Raw genomic sequence first — 20,344 nt, 5'->3', positions numbered from 1 at the left:
ACCCTTTTTGGATAAAAAGGGTTTAAGCTAAAAATCAGTAGCTTTTAAAAAAGGTGAAAATATATGGAAAACAAAAATAAGCAAGTTTATAACTATACAGTTCTTCTAGAAAAAGAAGCAGATGGTGGATATCATGCCTTTTGTCCTATTCTCAAAGGTTGTCATTCTCAAGGCGATACTTTTGAAGAAGCCATCAATAATATTACAGAAGCTATTGAATTATAGCTTGAAAGTTTAATGGCTGATCATCAACCTATCCCTAAAGAAGATTTAATTGTTAAGCCATTAAGTATTCTAATATGAGTAATTTTCCTAGCGTCAAACCTAAAGATTTTGTGAAAGTTATTGAAAAATTAGGTTTTTATCTTGATCGTTAAAAGGGTAGTCATGCTATTTACAAGAATGTTCAAGGCAATCGAGTTGTCGTGCCAATTCATTCTGGAAAAGACATAAAACAAGGTACTTTGATGGGAATGATTCAAGATATTGGCATTGATAAAGAAACATTCGCGAGGCCTTAAGAAACCGGGTTTCTCGTGAGATAACCTAAAAGAAACCCGGTTTCTGGCTTCGCGCGGGTCTCGCGGCTGCAAAAGAAACCGGGTTTCTCACAGGGTGAATTTTGAATTATTAATATGCGTGTAATTATCCAGCGAGTCAAATCATCTCAGGTAACTGTTAACGGTGAAATTATCGGCAAAATTGGACGAGGATTAAATTTACTCGTCGGTATTGCGGACACAGATACCGAAGCAGAACTCGACTGGATGGCGCGTAAATGTTTAGAATTAAGGTTGTTTCCCGATGAAGAAGGCGGCGACAGGTGGCAAAAATCTGTGCAAGAAATTGGAGGCGAGTTATTGGTAGTCAGCCAATTTACCCTCTACGGTGACTGTCGCAAAGGTCGCCGTCCTTCTTTTGACCGTTCAGCAAATCCTGCACAAGCTGAGGAATTATATAACAGCTTTGTTGCTAAGTTAAAAACTAGTGGTTTAACAGTAGAAACAGGCAAATTTGGCGCAATGATGCAAGTCAGCATCGAAAATGATGGGCCAGTGACTTTGATATTGGAAAGAGAGTTTTGAATTTGCTTCTCTCTCCTAAGTCCCAATTCCCAATGCCCAATGCCCCCCAAATGATGAGACAATATTAAACTAATGATTACAAAACTTTAAATTCATTGATCATGGCGAAAATCCAGTTTTCCAGGGGACTTGACGAAGAAGTAATTCCAGAGGTACGTTTGACGCGATCGCGTAGTGGTGACACTGCCACAGCAACATTTATCTTTAGCAATCCGAAGATATTAGACCAAAATACCACTGAAGACATCACGGGGATGTACTTGATTGATGAAGAAGGAGAACTCATCACCCGTGAGGTAAAAGCTAAGTTCATCAACGGTAGACCAGAAGCCTTAGAAGCTATTTATTTAATGAAATCTAGTGATGAATGGGATCGCTTTATGCGTTTTATGGAGCGATACGCCGAAGAAAATGGGTTGGGATTTAGCAAATCTTAACTAATCAATGCGTATTAACAGTTATCAGTTATCAGTCACCAGTTACTTGATAACTGTTCACTGACTTCAATAAGCTAATCGTCATTTAAATTCCATCATTTTCATGCTGGCAAAAGCTGTAAACCCTCTCCCCTGCCCCCTGCCCCTCTGCGGACTCAATGTGCTTTCTTATATGCTTAACAGCTTATCTTCTGCATCTGTTGGTTCTTTCCTCCCAACTCTCACCTATCCCCCATTCCTTGATAAATGACATCACAACCTCACCCAGATGTGTCAGGAATCACAGTAACTTGTGCAGTTGTTACCGTCAGCGATACACGTACCCCACAGACAGATAAAAGTGGTGAAATTATCCAGCAGCTATTAACAGATGCTGGTCACACTGTCGGAGCATACACAATTATTCCAGATGAACCAGAGCAAATTCACCAGCAGATACAATTACTTGGTCAAAACACCAATTTAGATGCAGTAATTTTTAATGGTGGTACAGGGATTGCACCGAGAGATACTACCTATGATGCTATTGAAAAATTGCTAGAAAAAACTCTACCGGGATTTGGAGAGTTGTTTAGATTTTTAAGTTATCAAGAAATTGGTTCACGAGCGATCGCTTCTCGTGCGGTGGCTGGTGTGTATCAAAATAAACTCATTTTTTCCCTACCTGGTTCTAGTAATGCTGTGCGATTAGCTATGGAAAAGCTCATCTTACCAGAACTGACTCATTTAGTTACTCAAATGCACAAATAACTAGAACGATTTGCAAAAATCAAACTATTTTCAATAATGTAAAAACACTAGGATTGAGTTCGTAGTAATACCGATTTCATGTTAAGTTGCACATATCTAGATCCCCCTAAATCCCCCTTAAAAAGCTATCCATTATAAACATCTTTCTTAACACAAAAGTTGACAGAATGCGGAAAATATGTAGTTGGTATAAGGAAGGGGAAATATACCAAAATCAGCACATGGAACAATGGATCACAAAAGAACTAGAAACAACAGAATTAGGAGACATCAGAAGAACGGGAATAACAACCCAGTAAAAATTGTGAATCGGAGTGCAACTACGTGACAAATCCCCGTCAAATAGCTTTTTTAACTCTGCGAGATGTGCATAAAGGAGCATATGCTGATGTTGCATTAGATAGACTGCTACGAAAAGTTAAATTGTCTGATATTGACCGCCGTTTGGTGACAGAATTAGTATATGGCAGCGTTAGAAGACAACGTACTCTTGACTCTCTAATTGACCAACTCGCCAAAAAGAAATCATCTCAACAGCCAAGTGAACTCCGCAGTATTTTACATTTAGGACTGTATCAACTGCGCTATCAAGAACGTATCCCTGTATCGGCGGCTGTCAATACTACAGTACAACTGGCTAAGGAAAATGGTTTGGCTGGACTGACGGGATTTGTTAACGGTTTGTTACGTCAATACGTTCGTTTAGCTGAAAAATCATCAGATCCCTTGGAATTACCAGAAAATCCAGTGGAACGTTTAGGAATTTTACACAGCTTTCCTGACTGGATAATTGCAGTTTGGCTAGAACAATTGGGTATAGAGGAGACGGAAAGACTGTGTGAGTGGATGAACCAAACACCGACAATTGATTTGCGAATTAATCCTTTGCGTACTTCTATTGAGGAAGTAGAAACAGCATTAATATCAGCAGGTATTTTAGTGAGGAGAATACCTCATTTACCCCAAGCTTTGCGATTAATTAGTAATAGTGGAGGTATTCAAAATCTGCCTGGTTTTAGTCAAGGTTGGTGGGTGGTTCAGGATGCTAGCGCGCAATTAGTGAGTCATATACTTGATCCTCAACCTGGGGAAGTAATCATTGATGCTTGTGCTGCACCAGGGGGGAAAACAACCCACATAGCTGAGTTAATGCAGGATCAAGGTAAAATTTTAGCTGGCGATCGCACTGCCTCCCGGTTGCGTAAACTCAAAGAAAATGCACAACGCTTGGGTTTACACTCCATTGAAATTTATACTGGCGATAGTCGCAATTTACCACAGTTTGAGCATACCGCCGACCGAGTATTATTAGATGCTCCTTGTTCTGGTTTAGGGACTCTACATCGTCATGCTGACGCGCGTTGGCGACAAACACCCACCTCCGTAGGCGAACTCTCCACACTACAAAAAGAACTCTTAGCAGAAACATCAAAATTTGTCAAGCCCGGCGGAGTACTAGTTTACGCTACTTGCACCTTACACCCGTCCGAAAATGAAGCCGTGATTACTGAATTTTTAGCAACACATCCCAACTGGCAAATTGAAAACTTGCGGGTTAATTTACCTGATTTGACTGATATCACATCCCCAGGTTGGTTAAAAGTTTGGCCTCATCATCAGGACATGGATGGATTTTTCATGGTGCGCTTAAGAAAAACCAACGATTCCGGGTGAATACGATCAGGGATTGTACCATTTTATGAAAGCCTGAATCTCCCAGAGGAGGTTAATCAACAGTGGAATCCTGATGGTCAGCTATCATTCATCTTTCAATGTCTGGTAATGTGCCATATCATAATGCGAATGTTACTAGGATTTAAAACACAACTCAAACTCAACAATCAGCAACGCACAGACTTGCTAAAACACTGTGGCGTAGCGCGTCACGCGTGGAATTGGGGATTAGCATTAACCAAACAAATACTTAACCATAACAAAACTCAGCCAGAGGAGAAAATTAAATTCCCTACCGCAATTGACTTACATAAATGGTTAGTAGCACTAGTAAAGCCTGAACATCCTTGGTATTTTGAAGTGTCAAAGTGCGCGCCGCAGTATGCTTTACGTGACTTGCGGACAGCGTGGGATAGATGCTTCAAGAAAGTTGCGAGTGTTCCCAGATTTAAGAAAAAAGGCAAGGGTGACTCATTTGAGTTAGACGGAACTATCAAAATCCTTGGGACACGCAAAATCCAGCTTCCCAGGCTAGGGGTACTGAAAACCTATGAAGATTTGCCGCAAGTCCAACCAAAGTCAGTCACTATCAGCCGCAGTGCTAAGAGTTGGTATATCTCATTTCGGATGGAAGTAGAACCAACGGATACACCTAAAACAATTGATGTTGTAGGTGTTGACTTGGGGATTAAATCTCTTGCTACCCTTTCCACTGGGGAGGTATTTCAGGGGGCAAAATCCTACCGTAGACTAAAGGTGAAACTATCCAGACTCCAGTGGCTCAATCGTCATAAACAATATGGTTCAGCTAACTGGAACAAAGCACAAATCAAAATTGCTAAGTTACATCAACGCATAGCCAATATTCGCAAAGACACATTGCACAAACTCACTACGTATTTAGCCAAGAACCACGGCGTGATAGTAGTTGAGGATTTAAATGTATCTGGAATGTTAGCAAATCGCAAGTTGGCTAAAGCCATAGCTGACATGGGCTTTTATGAGTTGCGTCGTCAGTTGGAGTACAAAACTCAACTCTACGGGAGTCAGTTAGTAGTTGTAGATAGGTTTTATCCCAGCAGTAAAACCTGTTCCCACTGTGGAACAAAAAAAGAGTCTCTGTCACTTCAAGAGCGTGTTTTCAGGTGTGAACACTGTGGTTTTGAGTGTGATAGAGATTTGAATGCGGCAATTAATTTGAGCCACTGCGTTGCTTTGGTTGACAAAGTTGTCGCCAGTGGCGTGAAGATGGCGGTCAGTTCGACCGTGACAGCTTGTGGACTAGATAGTGCCGACACTTCTAGGGTGAAGCAAGAAGTATTTGTTAGCAAATGTTAGTAAATATGGAGCGGCAGCAATGATAACTGATGGAAACGTCAAAAACTTGGTTAAGATTCTGATTGGAGCTGCATGGATTGATGGCAGGATTCAACCAGAAGAACGGCAATATCTCCGTGAAATCGCTCAGGCCAAAGGTTTAGCTACAGATCCTGAGATTAAACCTTGGCTGTATGAATTAGTGCCTGTACAACCTAACGAATGTTATACATGGGTAAAAGAATATTTAGGCGATCGCCCGACTAACGAAGACTGCGAAAATCTGATTGAGGCTATTAGTGGTCTAATTTATAGTGATGGTGAAGTTGCGATCGAAGAAGCCAGACTCTTGACCAAATTGCAAGAGTTAACCCAGATGAGCGAATCCCATCAATCAGCACACACCACATTACTCAAAAAAATACAGAAGCTTTATCGGCGTTGGGTTGAAGTTCAAAACTAACTGTAGTCAAAAGTCTTTAGCCTAGACTTAATTGACTAATGACTAATGACTAATGACTAATTATGACTTCGGTTCACCCAGACCCGGAGTTTCTTCTTTTTCAACTTTAGGCACAAAATCAGGACGCGCCTTGCTTTCCCAACCAGCAGGACGTTTGGAGTTGTACCAAGCAATAGAACCAATAGTGACAGCAGCAATAAAGCCAACTACATAAACTAATGTAAAAGCTAGGGGAAAATGAGACCCACCAGTAGCAATTGAATCTGCTGCTTGCATTAATAATGGCATATATATGCTCCTAATTTACGAAACACTTCTTAATACAGTATAGGAACAGAGTATCATTTACATCTACTATGGGTGAGAAATATCTGATATGGCTGTTGACAGTTGACCGTTTAGTAGGGTGCGTCAGTATGAATAATTTCTGCCTATAGTTAGGTTCTATCGCACTGACGCACCCTAAATTTTGCTATGGGTGAGAAATATCTGATAAGGCTATTGATAGTTGACAGTTAACAATTCATAGAATCTCAATGACGGCAAACTTGATCAAGGATACTACCATCGGCGGCGACTAGTTGAATTTGTAATGGCATTTGTCCGGCGGCGTGGGTGGAACAACTTAAACAGGGGTCAAAAGCTCGAATACCAGCTTCAACACGATTGAGCATTCCTTCAGGAATTTCTGTACCTTGAATAAAATGTCTGGCAATTTGGGCAACAGTACGATTCATGGCCAGATTATTTTGGCCAGTAGCAATGATTAAATTAACTTTTTGCAATAAGCCATTTTCATCAACTTGATAATGATGAAATAATGTGCCTCGTGGTGCTTCACTCACACCAACGCCCTCTAGTTGATTGACACCGGCTTCTGCACGTAATCTATCTGATAGTATATCTGGGTGATCAAGAAAGATTTCCACGTATTCAATACAAGCCAGAATCTCAATTAAACGGGCATAGTGATAGAAAAATGATGATGTGACTTTACCTTGAGCGTGTTGGCGAAATTCCTGTAATTCTTTGTCGGCTAGAGGTGTACCAATAGAATTACAAATATTTAACCGTGCTAGTGGCCCTACCCGATACATCCCACTATGGCCATTGTGATCTGGATAACCCAAAGGGCGATAATATGGTGATTTTAAATAAGAATCTGGTTGGACTGCTTCGCCGATAAATTCTTGATAGCGTGTGGGGTCGAGTTGATCAGCAATGATGTTACCGTTACTATCAACAAATCTAATCTGGCCGTCGTAAGTTTCCCATAAACCCTCAGAGGTGACTAAACCCATAAACAAACTAGGGAAGTTGCCAAAGGTTTGTACTTCTTTTTGATATTGTGCCAGTAATCCCTTGAATTTCTCCAAAGCATTGAGAGTAGTGGCTTTTGCTTCCGGGATGCGCTGCTGAATGTGGGCGCGTGCTTCTGATGTCAGGGGTTCTCTTACCCCTCCCGGAACAGCCCAAGCCGGGTGAATTTTTGCCCCTCCCAATAATTCAATAATTTCCTGTCCAAATTGGCGTAGACGAATCCCACCACGAGCTAATTCTGGTTCGGCGGCAATTAAACCAAATACGTTGCGTTTTGCTGGGTCACTATCCATACCCAATAATAAATCTGGGGCAGTGAGGTGAAAGAAACTCAGAGCATGGGATTGGATAATTTGCCCCCAATTCATCAGACGACGGAGTTTAGCTGCAACTGGGGGGATAGTGACTGCTAAAATGCGATCGCCTGCTTTTGCTGAAGCCAACAAGTGACTAACTGGACAAATACCACAGACACGGGCTGTAATTCCAGGCATTTCCCACATCGGGCGGCCTTCACAAAACTTTTCAAAGCCACGAAACTCTGTCACATGAAACCGAGCATCGCTAACTTGTCCGGTATCGTCTAAGTAAATACTAATTTTGGCGTGGCCTTCAATACGGGTAACAGGATCAATGACAATTCTTTTAGACATAGGTGGTTCAATTCAAAATTCAAAATTCAAAATTAGAACATTTCTAGAAGTTGCAAACTGGGAAAGTAGAGCAAGTTGATAATTGCTTTTTTAGCAGCGATTTATCACATCTCTATATCTGAACCGTATTGAGCCGTAAACACTCAACAGTCAAGCAATTTTAGATTTTAGATTTTAGATTTTAGATTCAATCCAAAATCCAAAATTTAAAATCTAAAATTCAGAGAGTCAACTTCTAAAGGTCATATAATCGTGCCTCTAGTGCTTCTGGGTATTCGTCACAGTAATCTTCAAAGGCGGTTTTCTGAATCTTTTCGGCTCTTTGATGGGCTATTTCTGATTGCAATTCTTCGACGACATCCCAAGCTGCGGCACATTCTTCAGAACGTATACCTTTTTGACTACAAATAGTCCGCGCTTGCTGAATTTCTTCTTGTAACTGTTGCTCTAGAACAATTGTGCGTGGTAGTTCGAGAAAATTACTGTGGGCGAGAATATCAGTCAGGGAAATTATTCCCAATAAATTACCTTGAATAACGGGCGCTCTGTGGAGATGATAATCAGCGAATAGTCGGGCTACATATTCTAACCCAAGGTCTGGATTGATAGCGATACAAGGCTTAGTCATGACTTCATAGACTCTGACTTTACCAGGATCTTTACCATAAGCAATGACTTTATAGACAATATCGCTCTCGCTAATAATGCCATAAGCATCTTGTTCGTGGCGACGGTCTACAATTAAAGCCCGCCAGTCCCTAGCACGCATTAACTTGACTGCTTCAGATACAGTGGCAGAACTGCGAATAGTCGCCACATCTTTCGTCATTACGTCTGCTGCTTTTAACATAATTACCCTGGTTGGAAGATTTGTAGGAGTGTAGGGGTGTAGGGGTGTAGGGGTGTAGGGGTGTGGGGGTGTAGGGGTGTAGGGGTAGGCTGTTGACTCTGTACCTTTTTTGGGATTTTGTCCATGCAAAAAATGTGCGTAGTTACGATGGCTGAAACTGTGTTTTGAGAAGGCTTTGAGGCACAAATTAAACATCGCGTACAAAATTACTAAAAACCGCCCAAATTTCAACAAAGTCAACAGCCTAGTGTAGGGGTGTAGGGGTGTGGGGGTGTGGGGGTGTAGGGGTGTAGGGGTGTGGGGGTGTGGGGGTGTAGGGGTGTAGGGGTGTAGGGGAAATAAATTTTACCTTGTCTACCTTGTCTACCTTGTCTACCTTGTCTACCCATGCCCAATGCCCCATGCCCAATGCCCAATGCCCAATGCCCCATTACCCAAACTTAATAAACTCACGTCCTTCTAGATGGGGTTTTTCTCCCTTTAATAGTGGTTCTAAGGCGGCGCGAATGCGTGTGGCGGAGGGTGGACAACCAGGTAAATAAATGTCAACGGGTACTAGAGCGTGTACGGGAGTTACTTGATCTAGTAAAGGGGGTACAATACCTGGTTCATGGGGAATTTGAGGATAAAGATCAGATGTTTGGATGTAAGAACGTTCCAGAACTGGTTCAGCACTACCTAAAGGATTACGTAAACTGGTGACATTACCAGTTACAGCGCAGTCACCAAAGGAAATTAATACTTGAGAACGTTCTCTGACAATTTGGATGGTTTCTAAGTGTTCTTCATTAGCGATCGCACCTTCTACCAATACTACATCTACACCCTCTGGATATGTTTTGATATCTGCAAAAGGGCTAAAAACTACATCTGCCTGGGCGGCTAATTCAATTAGCCATTCGTCTAAATCCAAAAAGGACATATGACAGCCAGAGCAGCCACCTAACCATACTGTTGCTAATTTCAAGCGAGACATAATAATTCGTAATTCGTAATTCGTAATTCGTAATTCGTAATTTGAGAGTGTTGGCTGTAGAAAAATTTTCCCCCTGCCCCCTGCTCCCTGCCCCATGCCCCATACCCTATGCCCGACTTAGGAGTGTCTGCCATTCTTGGACGATGCGTTGGGGGACATCGATATTGATGGAGCGATCGCCAGGTAAGGGTATGCTCAAGGTTAGGGGTTCTGGTGGTAGTTGGGACAAGATATCCTGAAAGTCGTACTGGCCAATGGTTGGGGCAGGGGCTTCATCTAAGAAAACATCGGCCGCACTAAAGACTTTACCTGTGGCTGTGGAGATTTTTAAGGGTTGGGGATGAATAAGTTCCGCAGAACCAGGAAAACCTACTAGGCGCAGATTTACAGTTTGCGCTTGACCGGGATAAACTTGCTTAAATAGGACAACTTGCCAAACTTTCCCTGACTGATCAGCTAATTTTGTTTGTGAGCGATAGAGAATTTCTGCTGTTGCTGTTTCTTGTTGCTCGACAGCAGCAATGACTGTTTCGGTATAGAGGCTTCCTAAACCCAGGAACATAAAAATCGTCACTATCCCTAACAAGAGTAGCCACCATAAGAGACTTTTGATAGAAGTCGGTGACAGACACATAGACAAAGGCTGTGGAATTTTCCTGTTCCGGTTGTGCTTGCTGAGTTTGCGGCTGATTTTTGACATCAGATTCACCTCCTAGTATTGGTGAGGATGGAGAATGAAGAGAGGGGGAAAAAAAGGTAGAAATTTTTTCTTGTCTTCCTTGTCCCCATTCCCCATTCCCCATTCCCCATTCCCCAGTCCCTATAGATTCCATTGCTGTTTTTCCCGTGCGGTAACTAAAAAATCGAGTTTGGCGCGATCGCGTTTCATTTCGCCGACGCTCGAACCTTGGTAAAATAGTGCGCCAGTGGGGCAAGCGTTGACGCACTTACCGCAGGAGGTGCAGGTTTGGGAAGTTCCCCAAGGTTGGCTCAAGTCGGTAATCACATGGGAGTTTGTCCCTCTACCTGCCATATCCCAGGTGTGCGCCCCTTCGATTTCGTCACATACGCGGACGCAGCGAGTACAAAGAACACAACGGTTGTTGTCAAGACCGAAGCGAGGATGAGAAACATCAACTTGGCGATCGGGGAAATGGTAGGCTAAACGCACATGATCCATTCCCATTTCAATAGCTAGGTCTTGTAATTCACAGTTACCGTTAGCTACACACACTGAGCAGATGTGATTACCTTCAGCGAATAGCATTTCGATAATTGTACGACGATAACTTTGGAGGCGATCGCTATTTGTCACCACTTCCATACCTTCAGCAACTTTCGTCACACAAGCAGGAAGTAACTTATTGATACCAGCGATTTCCACCAAACACAGCCGACAAGCACCCACATCTCCCACACCCTCCAAATGACAGAGTGTCGGAATATGAATACCCGCCTCTTGCGCCGCCTGCAACACCGTTTCTTCCTCACGCGCGCTGACTAATTCACCATCTATAGTTAGGGTTTTTACAGTCATAATTCGTAATTAATTCGTAATTCGTAATTCGTAATTAAGATAGGGCATGGGGCATTGGGCATTGGGTATGGGGCATTGGGCATGGGGCATTGGGCATTGGGCATTGGGTATTGGGCATTGGGGTAAATATTTCTACCTTGTCTACCTTGTCTACCTTGTCTCCCCTATCTCCCTTGTCTACCTTGTCTCCCCTATCTCCCTGCCCCCTGCCCCCTGCCTCCCTATACTCTCACCAATGCCAAATACTCATCATGGAAGTACCGCAGGGTGCTAAATACGGGGTTGGGTGCAGATTGTCCTAAACCGCAGAGGCTGGTGTGTTTTACCATGTCGCACAGTTCTTCTAGAAGTTTTAAATCAGCGTGTGATGCTTTACCTTCGCTAATTTTGGTTAATAATCTATGTAATTGGACAGTCCCAACTCGGCAAGGAATGCACTTACCGCAGGATTCATCCATGCAAAATTCCATGAAGAAACGGGCGACATCTACCATATTGGTAGTTTGATCCATAACAATCATTCCACCAGAACCCATCATTGAACCGAGGCTAGCTAAGGATTCATAGTCTACAGGTGTATCAAATGCAGAGGCGGGAATACATCCCCCAGAAGGGCCACCTGTTTGTACTGCTTTCGCCGTACCACCATCGGGAATACCTCCTCCCATTTGTTCTACTATTTCCCGTAGCGAAGTTCCCATTGGCACTTCAATTAAACCTGTGTTGCGAATTTTGCCAGCCAGAGCAAATACCTTTGTGCCTTTACTTTTGGCAGTACCGATACCAGCAAACCACTCCGCACCTTTACGGATAATCGGTGCAATATTAGCAAAAGTTTCGACGTTATTAATTAAGGTAGGATGTCCCCATAAACCAGATTCAGCCGGATAGGGGGGACGTGGGCTAGGAAGACCGCGTTTACCTTCAATAGAAGCCATGAGAGCCGTTTCTTCACCGCAAACATAAGCTCCTGCACCAATGCGGATATCAATTTTAAAATCAAAGGGAGAGTCAAAGATTTTACTACCTAAAATACCGAGGCGTTGGGCTTGATTAATGGCTATTTGCAGACGTTTAATGGCGGTGGGATATTCTGCTCTTACATATATATAACCTTGACTTGCACCTACAGCATAACCTGCGATCGCCATTCCCTCTAATACTCGATGGGGATCACTCTCCAACACACTCCTATCCATAAACGCGCCGGGATCTCCCTCATCGGCGTTACAAATGACAAATTTGCGCTCTCCTTTAGCTTTAGCTACCGTCGCCCATTTCAAACCGGTGGGATAACCTGCACCACCCCTTCCCCGTAAACCACTGCGGCTAATAGTATCTACAACCTCAACTGAGGTCATATCCCGCAGTACATGATAAAGAGCCTGATAACCACCAGTAGCAATGTAAGATTGAATCCGTTCTGGGTCAACCTTGCCACTATTTTCTAGCACAATCGGCATCTGTCCCGTAAAAAATGGTTGATCTAATTTTACGATTGATAGTTCTGCCTCTTTTCCTTTCAATGTCCCAATAATCGCTGGCGCATCTTCAGGAGTAACTTTTTCATACAATGTTTCTTGCGTCTCTCCTCCCGACTCCCGACTTCCAACTGTCTCAACTTCCACCAAAGGCCCTTGACAGCACAAGCGCATACAACCTACACCAGAGACTTGTACTTCTTGCTCCAAACCTTCTGCTTTGACAGTCGCTTCTAATTGTTGTTTAACCGCTTGGGAATTAGCAGACAGACAACCAGCCGCCGTACAGCAACGAATTTGTACTGGTTTAGCTTGAGAACGTTCTTGTCGAGAAATTTCCAGTAATTCAGTCAGTTCCATTATTGAGCCATCCTTGTACACGTTCAGCCACCGACTCAGGGGTTTGATTACCTAAAACTGCGCCATCAAACACCACCGCCGGCGCAATTCCACAAGCACCTAAACACCGTGCTGTCAGTAGTGATAATTGACCATCAGCAGTAGTTTCCCCTGCATGGATGTGAGTTGATGCTTCTAGACCTGTTAAGATAGCTTGCGCGCCTTTGACATAACAAGCCGTACCTGTACACACCACACAACTATGAATACCTTGGGGTGCTAGGGAAAACAAATGATAGAAAGTTGCCACCCCATAAACTCGACTAGGTGGTAGTTTCAAACTATGGGCAATATAAAGCAATAAATCGTTTTCTAAGTAGCCAAAGAGTTCTTGTGCTTTATGGAGAATTTCAATCAGTGCATCTTGTTGATACTGATGACGCTTGATAGTTGCGTCTAGCATCTTCAAGCGTTTATCTCCACTGGGATGAGTCTGATTTGGTAATGATGTGGTTTTCATTGGGAATTGGGAATTGGGCATGGGGCATGGGGCATGGGGCATGGGGCAATTCAATTTGGGATTTTAAATTTTGGATTGGATTTCAATCTAAAATCCGTCTTGGAAAGTTCTGTACGGAGGAAACCTCCGCAACCTACGGGATCTTGCTACAGACTTTCCACAAAATCTAAAATCTAAAATTCTTTCCCTGACACCTTCTATACTGATAATGCTTGGGGTTGTTCTGAGTCTTGTTGATCTGTTGCTTGTTCTGTTACTGGACAATGAACTATGTGAACTGAACAAGGGGCATGGTGTAAAACATAGTTACTCACACTACCCAGCAGTAATTCTTTAAACCCAGCTAAACCCCTGTGTCCCATAACGATTAAATCAGCATTCCAATTGGTGGCTAATTTACAAATTGTGCGTCCAGGGCTGCCCAAGATTTGTTGAAATTGTGTGGAAACTCCTGCGGTGTTGGCTTTAGCACTGAAGGATTGCAGCATTCTCACACCTTGATCTTTAAAGTGATCCCATTGTTTTTGATATACTTCAAAGCTTTGACCGCTTAGACCTGGATAGTAGTCATAATTAGATATCATGGGAATGTTAGGACTGCCATCTTCCTCTGGTGACAAGATGTGTACTAAGAGCAAGTTACCTTGTGTAGCTTTTGCTAAAGCTAATGCTTGCTCAAAAACCTGTTGTCCGATTTCCGAGCGATCCAATGCAACTAAAATGTTTTTCAGCATATAGACCTCTGTAAGTAGTCATTGGTGAGGTTTTTGGTTTTAAAAGTCAGTTCTTGTAGTAGTTAGTTTTATTGAGGAGGTGGGGAATTGGCCATAGGGTTAAACAGTCAACAGTCAACTTTCCTTTGCCTCTCACCATTGTTTATAGGACAACAATTTGAGGAAGTTGTGAAGAAGGTAATAACTATTAAGCTTTTAGATGTATGAGTTACATCATTTGAGTTGTTGATAAAAGCTATGAACAGGGTGTAGGGGGTAGGGTGTAGGGTGTAGTGAATGCTATAACATCTACTGTAGGCTTTATTTCCCGACTAGTATTATCTATATATATAGATTGATAAAAATTGATAACTATTTGTTAAATAATATTAATTATTTCTTGGTATACTATCTAAAATATATTTAAAGTAGCAATATTAATAATTTGATTTGTTTTTGTAGAGATAGGACTTCTATTTAATTTTTAGAGGTTGTTTGAAAAATAGAACGATATTTCCGTGTAATTATTTATTAAATCTTAATTTAATATGAAAATTTTAATTGTAGAGGATGACGAATTAAATGCCTATGCACTGAGTGCTATTCTCGCAAATCAAAACTATGTGGTGGAAATGGCTGCTGATGGTAATGCGGCTTGGGATTTAATCGAAACTTATGATTATGATTTAATTCTTTTAGATGTGATGCTACCTAAGCTAGATGGAATCAGTCTTTGTCGGCAAATTCGGTCTAGTGGTAGACAAATGCCAATTCTGTTACTGACAGGTTGTGATAGTAGCCACGAAAAAGCTATTGGTTTAGATGCGGGTGCTGATGATTATGTAGTTAAACCATGTGCTGAAGAAGAATTAGTGGCGCGGATGCGTGCGCTATTACGACGAAGTGGGACGATATCACAGCCAATTCTAGAATGTGGCGATTTGCGCCTTGATCCTAGCAGTTGTGAAGTTACCTATGGAAAAAATGTGCTATCACTAACGCCCAAAGAATATGCTTTGTTGGAGTTATTTTTGCGAAATCGTCGCCGGGTGTTTAGCTGTAGCATGATTCTAGAACATCTCTGGTCTTATGAAGACACTCCCGGAGAAGAAGCAGTTCGCACCCATATTAAAGGATTGCGAATGAAGTTGAGAAATGCCGGAGTTTCTGGGGATTTAATTGAGACGGTTTACGGAATTGGTTATCGACTCACACCACAGAAGGAAGAGAGTAGGGAAGCAGGGGAGCAAGGGAGCAGGGGAGCAGGGGAGCAGGAAAAATGTACATCTTTTGGTAAGTCTGAGTCTGAGTCAACACGAACAGCGATCGCCGGCATTTGGCAAAAATTTTATGGTCGGGTGGATGAACAAGTTAAAATCGTAGAGGAAGCAGTAAAAGCAATCACTCAAAAGGCTTTAGATTCAGAATTACGTTTAAAAGCAAGACAAGAAGCGCATACATTAGCGGGATCATTAGGGACATTTGGTTTACCAACAGGCTCAAAGTTAGCCCGGAAAATTGAGCAGGTATTGAAATCACAGACAACCCCAACACCCACAGAAATCACCAAGTTACAGAAGTGGGTGAAGTTATTACGCCAAGAAATTGCTGCCCAAAAACCAGCCGCAGACTCAGCAACATCTGCGACTAATTCACTTCCCTTAGTCTTGGTAGTAGATAATGATGCTGTTTTAGCTGCCGAGCTAACACAAGCATCGGTTAGCCAGGAATTACAATTTACTACTGCTACTAATCTAGCGCAAGGGAGAAATATACTCTACCAACAGCATCCTAGTGTAGTTTTGTTTGATCCTCGTGTTGCTGCCCATCCAGAAGAAAGTTTACATTTTTTAGCAGAACTTGCCCAACTCAAACCACCTGTACCAGTAGTAGTTTTTACAGAACAGACAGACTTTCACCACCGTTTGCAACTAGCACGGCAAGCTGAACATACTTTTTTACAAAAACCCCAACCTACAGCCAAAGTTGTAGAAGCGATCGCTCAAATCATACAACAACTTCCCCATGCGGAAGCCAAAGTATTAGCTGTAGACGATGACCCCAAAATTCTAGCGTTATTGCAAACCCTCCTCCAACCTTGGGGCTTAAAAGTCATTACCTTAGATGATCCTCGCCGTTTTTGGGAAGTATTAAAGTCAGAAAATCCAGACTTGTTAATTCTAGATGTGGAAATGCCCCACACGAACGGCATCGAACTATGTCAAGTAGTCCGTAATGATGCCCAATGGAGTGAATTACCGATCCTATTTCTCACAGTCCACAGCGACGCGGAAATCGTCAATCAAGTTTATAGCGTCGGTGCTGATGATTTTGTCAGCAAACCCATCGTCGGGCCAGAATTAGTAACGCGCATTATCAACCGCCTGGAAAGAGTGAAGTTGTTAAGGCGAGTGAGTCAGAAGGGGGTAGGGGAAAAGGGAGACAAGGGAGACAAGGTAGACAAGGTAGACAAGGGAGACAAGGTAGAATTTCTCCCCCTGCCCCCTGCCCCCTGCCCCCCTGCCTCCACCCCCAGTCCCTTCTTCACCGACGGACGCGCCATCTTTGATGCTGAACCAGAGTGTGTAACAATTGTGGCGGCTGATGGTACTGTATTGGAAATTAACCCGGCGTGTTTGGGGACATTAGAGGCAGATAATGCGGACTCTGTGGTGGGTAAGTCTGTGTATGATCTCATTGTCCCTGAGTATCAACAGGCCTTTCGTCAACTGAATGAACGTGTTTGTCAAGGTGAAAAAGGTAGTCTAGAATTTGAGATGATCACTTGTCGGGGTCGTCGTCGTTGGGTGGAAACTCACTCTGTGCCTTTGCGTAACGCCGCAGATGGTAGTTGGGTACAGTTGGCAATTACACGAGATATTACCAATTACAAACAAGTTCAAGCAGAAGTTACCCGTGTAAATCGCACATTGCAAACCTTGAGTGGTTGTAATCAAGCATTGATTCGTGCCAACAATGAAGATGAATTACTCCAGCAAGTTTGCGACATTATTATCAAAGTCGGTGGTTATCGCCTGGCTTGGGTAGCCTATGCTGAGAATAATTCCCAAAAAGATATTAAACCAGCCGCCCAAGCTGGTTATGAAGATGGATATTTGCAATCTCTGCATTTGACTTGGGCGGATACAATTCACGGGCAGAGTCCCACTGCTACCGCTATTCGTACAGGTAAAACGACAATTATTCAAAATATTTTCACTGATTCCCGGTATGAGATTTGGCGTTGTCAAGCGATGAGTCGGGGTTATGCTGCTGCAATTGCTTTGCCTTTAATGGTTAATGGTGAAGCTTTTGGGGCATTGAATATTTACGCAGTTGAACCGGATGCTTTCGATGTGAATGAGGTGAAACTGTTACAAGAACTAACAGCAGATTTAGCTTATGGGATTTTAGCATTACGGAATCAGCGCGATCGCCAACGTGCCGAAGCTGCCCTCAAAGAAAGTGAGGAAAGTCTCGCCCTCGCCCTAGAAGCAGTGAATTTAGGGATTTGGGATTGGAATCTCATCACGAACAAAATTACTTGGTCTGAAGGTCATACCCGATTATTTGGTATCAAACCTACTCATCCCCATGTTTCTTATCAAACCTTCAAAAAACTTGTTCTTCCACAAGACTGGCCTGGTTTAGAGCAAGCATTTCGGGATGCTGAACACCAAAAAACCGACTATAATCATGAATTTCGCGTAGTTTGGCCTGATGGCAGCATTCATTGGCTAGAGGGAACAGGTAAACTTTATTACAATCAAGCTGGTGAAGCTGTGCAAATGCTGGGTACAGTCAGAGATGTTAGTAATCGCAAGCAAATCGAAGCCGCCTTACAAGCTGCTAATAACGAACTAGAATTAAGAGTGGCAGAACGGACTGTAGAGCTAGTGAATGTCAATCGCCAGCTACAATCAGAACTCGATGAACGCCAACGCATAGAAGAAGCACTGCGGATTTCTCAAATTAGATTGGCACGGATTTTAGATATTGCTGACGATGCAATTATTTCCATCGATGCTAGTCAAAAAATTACCATCTTTAATCAGGGGGCTGAGAAAATTTTTGGCTACTCTGCTGAGGAAATTATCGGACAACCCCTAGATGCTCTCTTACCCCAACGTTTTGCTGAGGCACACCGTCATCATGTTTCTGGGTTTGGACAATCTCCGAGCTTGGCAAGACGCATGGGAGAACGGCGGGAAATCTATGGTTGTCGGAAGGATGGCACAGAATTTCCCGCAGAAGCTTCCATATCGAAGCTGCACATTGAAAACGAAGTTTTATATACTGTAATTCTGCGTGATGTTACGGAACGCAAACAAATCGAACGAATGAAAGATGAGTTTGTATCTGTAGTCAGCCATGAACTACGTACACCCTTAACCTCAATTCACGGCTCATTGGGAATGCTTACCAGTGGGTTATTACCAGCAACATCAGAGCAAGGCAAACGCCTACTCCAAATTGCCACCGACAGCACAGAACGCCTAGTCCGCTTGATTAATGACATCCTCGACATCGAAAGAATTGAGTCTGGTAGGGTGAAAATGGAGCGGGAAAGCTGCAACTTGACAGATTTGATTGAGTCGGCTGTCAGTATTATGCAGCCCTTGGCGAATAAAGCTCAAGTGCAACTATCAATTAATAGCCCATCAGTAGAATTATGGGTAGATCCTGATCGGATTGTGCAAACTTTAACTAATCTCCTCAGTAATGCGATCAAATTTTCCTCACCAGAAAACACAGTCTACCTAGTTGCTCAAAAATACGGTGATGAAGTCTTGGTGACAGTCAAGGACACCGGACGAGGGATTCCGGCAGATAAAATTCATACTATCTTTGAGCGATTTCAGCAAGTAGATTCCTCTGATTCACGCAACCATGATGGTACAGGTTTAGGCTTGGCTATCTGCCAGAGTATTGTCCAACAGCATGGAGGAAGGATTTGGGTAGAAAGTATTTTAGGAGAAGGTAGCACTTTTTACTTTAGTCTGCCAATTTTACCAGTGCTGCCAAACACAGAATTAACCAATTATCCCCAGTCACCAGTCACCAGTCACCAGTCCCCTCTAGTTCTAGTTTGTGATGATGATCCTGTAATTCGTGTAGAACTGCAAACTCTCCTAGAAAGAGGCGGATATCGAGTAGTAACTGTAAGTAATGGAGAAGAAGCGATCGCCTTAGCAGCTAGCCAACACCCTGATGTGATTGTACTAGATTTACTCATGCCAGAGATGAATGGTTGGGAAACAATGGCACGATTAAAGGAACAAGCACAAACTCAAGACATTCCCATTGTGATTTGCAGCGTTTACAAGCAAAATACCAATAGTCAATCCCATGCAGACTTTGTTGATTGGGTGAGTAAACCAGTCCAAGAAAGCCATTTATTACAATCTCTCAGACAAGTCATCGCCAAATTTTCTCAGCGAGTCCGCATTCTCATTGTTGAGGATGATCCTGATTTAGTGGAACTACTCATCACTGTATTTGAACGACATGGCATTGAAACCTTCTATGCCAAAACCGGGAAAGAAGCAATTCACCTCAGTCAAGAAATCAACCCTGATTTGTTAATTCTGGATTTGATTTTACCAGAAACTGATGGGTTTACAGTAGTCGATTGGTTACAAAAGCACAATCATCTGTGTAATATCCCGTTAGTTGTATATTCTGCTAAAGATTTAGACGAATCAGAGCGTAAAAGGCTTAAGCTAGGAGATACAGAGTTTTTAACAAAAGGACGTGTAACCACCCAAGAATTTGAACAACGAGTGATAGAACTACTGCAACGAATTACTCACAACCAAAAAGAGGCCAGCCGCCATGAAAACTAAACGCATTCTAGTGGTTGATAATGAGCAGTATATTCAAGAAGTTGCTAAAGTTTGTTTAGAAACTGTAGCAGGCTGGGAGGTGGTAACAGCCAGTTCTGGTAAAGAAGGCATCAACCAAGCCCAAACTCACCAACCAGATGCCATCCTTCTAGATGTGATGATGCCTGATATGGATGGAATTGCTACCTTTGAGCAACTGCAAGCTAATCCAGCCACCAAGGAAATCCCTGTAATTTTATTAACCGCCAAAATCCAAGCTTCTGACCGTCGCCGCTACTCTCAATTAGGTATGGTAACAGCGATCGCTAAACCTTTCAATCCTCTAGAATTAGCCGGTCAGGTAGCTACAGCACTAGGTTGGAAACTAGATAAATAGTCAATAC

19 protein-coding genes and 1 pseudogene are annotated in these 20,344 nt (G+C 42.7%); 10 read left to right on the top strand and 10 right to left on the bottom strand.

The genetic code is table 11. The features are described from left to right. Window positions 1-63 precede the first annotated feature (63 nt). The 8 genes and pseudogenes from ACPZ3T_RS11675 (at window position 64) to ACPZ3T_RS11640 (ending at window position 5,726) form a co-directional block, all read left to right on the top strand. Window positions 64-303 (top strand): annotated as a pseudogene (locus ACPZ3T_RS11675) (type II toxin-antitoxin system HicB family antitoxin). Between the two features lie 122 nt (window positions 304-425). After that, window positions 426-521, top strand: a complete 96-nt coding sequence (locus ACPZ3T_RS11670) for a type II toxin-antitoxin system HicA family toxin (protein WP_490276397.1) — start codon at window positions 426-428, stop codon at window positions 519-521. Between the two features lie 114 nt (window positions 522-635). Next, on the top strand, window positions 636-1,085 hold the full coding sequence (dtd, locus tag ACPZ3T_RS11665) for a D-aminoacyl-tRNA deacylase (RefSeq protein ID WP_490276395.1): 450 nt from the start codon (window positions 636-638) through the stop codon (window positions 1,083-1,085). Window positions 1,086-1,186: 101 nt separating this feature from the next. Further along, the gene (gene psb28 / locus ACPZ3T_RS11660) at window positions 1,187-1,522 is read left to right on the top strand and encodes a photosystem II reaction center protein Psb28 (protein ID WP_490276393.1); all 336 of its coding nucleotides are present in this window, start codon (window positions 1,187-1,189) and stop codon (window positions 1,520-1,522) included. Window positions 1,523-1,768: 246 nt separating this feature from the next. Beyond that, window positions 1,769-2,272, top strand: coding sequence for a MogA/MoaB family molybdenum cofactor biosynthesis protein (locus ACPZ3T_RS11655; protein WP_490276391.1), 504 nt, complete (start codon window positions 1,769-1,771; stop codon window positions 2,270-2,272). 324 nt (window positions 2,273-2,596) lie between these two features. After that, a complete protein-coding gene (locus ACPZ3T_RS11650; RefSeq protein WP_490276389.1) occupies window positions 2,597-3,946 on the top strand; it encodes a 16S rRNA (cytosine(967)-C(5))-methyltransferase in 1,350 nt (449 codons plus the stop codon). A gap of 129 nt (window positions 3,947-4,075) precedes the next feature. Next, entirely contained in the window at window positions 4,076-5,284 is a 1,209-nt protein-coding gene (locus ACPZ3T_RS11645) for an RNA-guided endonuclease InsQ/TnpB family protein (protein WP_490277201.1), read from the top strand. Window positions 5,285-5,303: 19 nt separating this feature from the next. Beyond that, on the top strand, window positions 5,304-5,726 hold the full coding sequence (locus ACPZ3T_RS11640; protein WP_490276387.1) for a tellurite resistance TerB family protein: 423 nt from the start codon (window positions 5,304-5,306) through the stop codon (window positions 5,724-5,726). A 60-nt stretch (window positions 5,727-5,786) separates the two neighbouring features. Here the strand turns inward: ACPZ3T_RS11640 and psb35 are convergent, their stop codons facing one another. The 10 genes from psb35 to ACPZ3T_RS11590 form a co-directional block, all read right to left on the bottom strand. Further along, window positions 5,787-6,014 (bottom strand): photosystem II assembly protein Psb35, encoded by a 228-nt coding sequence (gene psb35 / locus ACPZ3T_RS11635; RefSeq protein WP_490276385.1) that lies wholly within the window; start codon window positions 6,012-6,014, stop codon window positions 5,787-5,789. Between the two features lie 245 nt (window positions 6,015-6,259). Next, complete coding sequence (locus ACPZ3T_RS11630; protein ID WP_490276383.1) at window positions 6,260-7,699, bottom strand: Ni/Fe hydrogenase subunit alpha; 1,440 nt, start codon at window positions 7,697-7,699, stop codon at window positions 6,260-6,262. Window positions 7,700-7,934: 235 nt separating this feature from the next. Next, window positions 7,935-8,549, bottom strand: coding sequence for a CP12 domain-containing protein (locus ACPZ3T_RS11625; RefSeq protein ID WP_490277200.1), 615 nt, complete (start codon window positions 8,547-8,549; stop codon window positions 7,935-7,937). Window positions 8,550-8,785: 236 nt separating this feature from the next. Continuing rightward, a complete protein-coding gene (locus tag ACPZ3T_RS11620) occupies window positions 8,786-8,980 on the bottom strand; it encodes a hypothetical protein (protein ID WP_490276381.1) in 195 nt (64 codons plus the stop codon). Continuing rightward, window positions 8,980-9,525: an NADH-quinone oxidoreductase subunit B family protein gene (locus ACPZ3T_RS11615; RefSeq protein WP_490277199.1), complete on the bottom strand. Its 546-nt coding sequence runs from the start codon at window positions 9,523-9,525 to the stop codon at window positions 8,980-8,982. The genes ACPZ3T_RS11620 and ACPZ3T_RS11615 overlap by 1 nt, the downstream gene beginning before the upstream one ends. A 106-nt stretch (window positions 9,526-9,631) precedes the next feature. Further along, window positions 9,632-10,225 (bottom strand): DUF3122 domain-containing protein, encoded by a 594-nt coding sequence (locus tag ACPZ3T_RS11610; RefSeq protein ID WP_490276379.1) that lies wholly within the window; start codon window positions 10,223-10,225, stop codon window positions 9,632-9,634. A 120-nt stretch (window positions 10,226-10,345) separates the two neighbouring features. After that, a complete protein-coding gene (gene hoxU, locus ACPZ3T_RS11605; protein ID WP_490276377.1) occupies window positions 10,346-11,062 on the bottom strand; it encodes a bidirectional hydrogenase complex protein HoxU in 717 nt (238 codons plus the stop codon). Window positions 11,063-11,283: 221 nt separating this feature from the next. Next, window positions 11,284-12,903, bottom strand: coding sequence for an NADH-ubiquinone oxidoreductase-F iron-sulfur binding region domain-containing protein (locus ACPZ3T_RS11600; protein ID WP_490276375.1), 1,620 nt, complete (start codon window positions 12,901-12,903; stop codon window positions 11,284-11,286). Further along, the gene (gene hoxE, locus ACPZ3T_RS11595) at window positions 12,890-13,402 is read right to left on the bottom strand and encodes a bidirectional hydrogenase complex protein HoxE (protein ID WP_490277198.1); all 513 of its coding nucleotides are present in this window, start codon (window positions 13,400-13,402) and stop codon (window positions 12,890-12,892) included. The genes ACPZ3T_RS11600 and hoxE overlap by 14 nt, the downstream gene beginning before the upstream one ends. A 197-nt stretch (window positions 13,403-13,599) precedes the next feature. Continuing rightward, complete coding sequence (locus ACPZ3T_RS11590; RefSeq protein ID WP_490276373.1) at window positions 13,600-14,136, bottom strand: universal stress protein; 537 nt, start codon at window positions 14,134-14,136, stop codon at window positions 13,600-13,602. A 527-nt stretch (window positions 14,137-14,663) separates the two neighbouring features. On the opposite strand from ACPZ3T_RS11590, the gene ACPZ3T_RS11585 reads away from it, so the two are divergent. Continuing rightward, window positions 14,664-19,961, top strand: a complete 5,298-nt coding sequence (locus ACPZ3T_RS11585) for a response regulator (RefSeq protein ID WP_490276371.1) — start codon at window positions 14,664-14,666, stop codon at window positions 19,959-19,961. Beyond that, on the top strand, window positions 19,951-20,337 hold the full coding sequence (locus tag ACPZ3T_RS11580; RefSeq protein ID WP_490276369.1) for a response regulator: 387 nt from the start codon (window positions 19,951-19,953) through the stop codon (window positions 20,335-20,337). Before ACPZ3T_RS11585 ends, ACPZ3T_RS11580 begins: the two co-directional genes overlap by 11 nt. Window positions 20,338-20,344: the final 7 nt, after the last annotated feature.

The organism is Aliinostoc maniaoense, from assembly GCF_058172895.1.
The sequence above is the reverse complement of the archived record's forward strand: the minus strand, read 5'-3'. Positions and strand labels throughout refer to the sequence as shown.

Bases quoted from the DNA above. Each gene is read 5' to 3' on its own strand.
- dtd (WP_490276395.1), top strand. From the start codon at position 636: ATGCGTGTAATTATCCAGCGAGTCAAATCATCTCAGGTAACTGTTAAC.
- psb28 (WP_490276393.1), top strand. From the start codon at position 1,187: ATGGCGAAAATCCAGTTTTCCAGGGGACTTGACGAAGAAGTAATTCCA.
- ACPZ3T_RS11655 (WP_490276391.1), top strand. From the start codon at position 1,769: ATGACATCACAACCTCACCCAGATGTGTCAGGAATCACAGTAACTTGT.
- ACPZ3T_RS11645 (WP_490277201.1), top strand. From the start codon at position 4,076: ATGTTACTAGGATTTAAAACACAACTCAAACTCAACAATCAGCAACGC.
- ACPZ3T_RS11640 (WP_490276387.1), top strand. From the start codon at position 5,304: ATGATAACTGATGGAAACGTCAAAAACTTGGTTAAGATTCTGATTGGA.
- psb35 (WP_490276385.1), bottom strand. From the start codon at position 6,014: ATGCCATTATTAATGCAAGCAGCAGATTCAATTGCTACTGGTGGGTCT.
- ACPZ3T_RS11630 (WP_490276383.1), bottom strand. From the start codon at position 7,699: ATGTCTAAAAGAATTGTCATTGATCCTGTTACCCGTATTGAAGGCCAC.
- ACPZ3T_RS11625 (WP_490277200.1), bottom strand. From the start codon at position 8,549: ATGTTAAAAGCAGCAGACGTAATGACGAAAGATGTGGCGACTATTCGC.
- ACPZ3T_RS11620 (WP_490276381.1), bottom strand. From the start codon at position 8,980: ATGGGGCATTGGGCATTGGGCATTGGGCATGGGGCATTGGGCATGGGT.
- ACPZ3T_RS11615 (WP_490277199.1), bottom strand. From the start codon at position 9,525: ATGTCTCGCTTGAAATTAGCAACAGTATGGTTAGGTGGCTGCTCTGGC.
- ACPZ3T_RS11610 (WP_490276379.1), bottom strand. From the start codon at position 10,225: ATGTCAAAAATCAGCCGCAAACTCAGCAAGCACAACCGGAACAGGAAA.
- hoxU (WP_490276377.1), bottom strand. From the start codon at position 11,062: ATGACTGTAAAAACCCTAACTATAGATGGTGAATTAGTCAGCGCGCGT.
- ACPZ3T_RS11600 (WP_490276375.1), bottom strand. From the start codon at position 12,903: ATGGAACTGACTGAATTACTGGAAATTTCTCGACAAGAACGTTCTCAA.
- hoxE (WP_490277198.1), bottom strand. From the start codon at position 13,402: ATGAAAACCACATCATTACCAAATCAGACTCATCCCAGTGGAGATAAA.
- ACPZ3T_RS11590 (WP_490276373.1), bottom strand. From the start codon at position 14,136: ATGCTGAAAAACATTTTAGTTGCATTGGATCGCTCGGAAATCGGACAA.
- ACPZ3T_RS11585 (WP_490276371.1), top strand. From the start codon at position 14,664: ATGAAAATTTTAATTGTAGAGGATGACGAATTAAATGCCTATGCACTG.
- ACPZ3T_RS11580 (WP_490276369.1), top strand. From the start codon at position 19,951: ATGAAAACTAAACGCATTCTAGTGGTTGATAATGAGCAGTATATTCAA.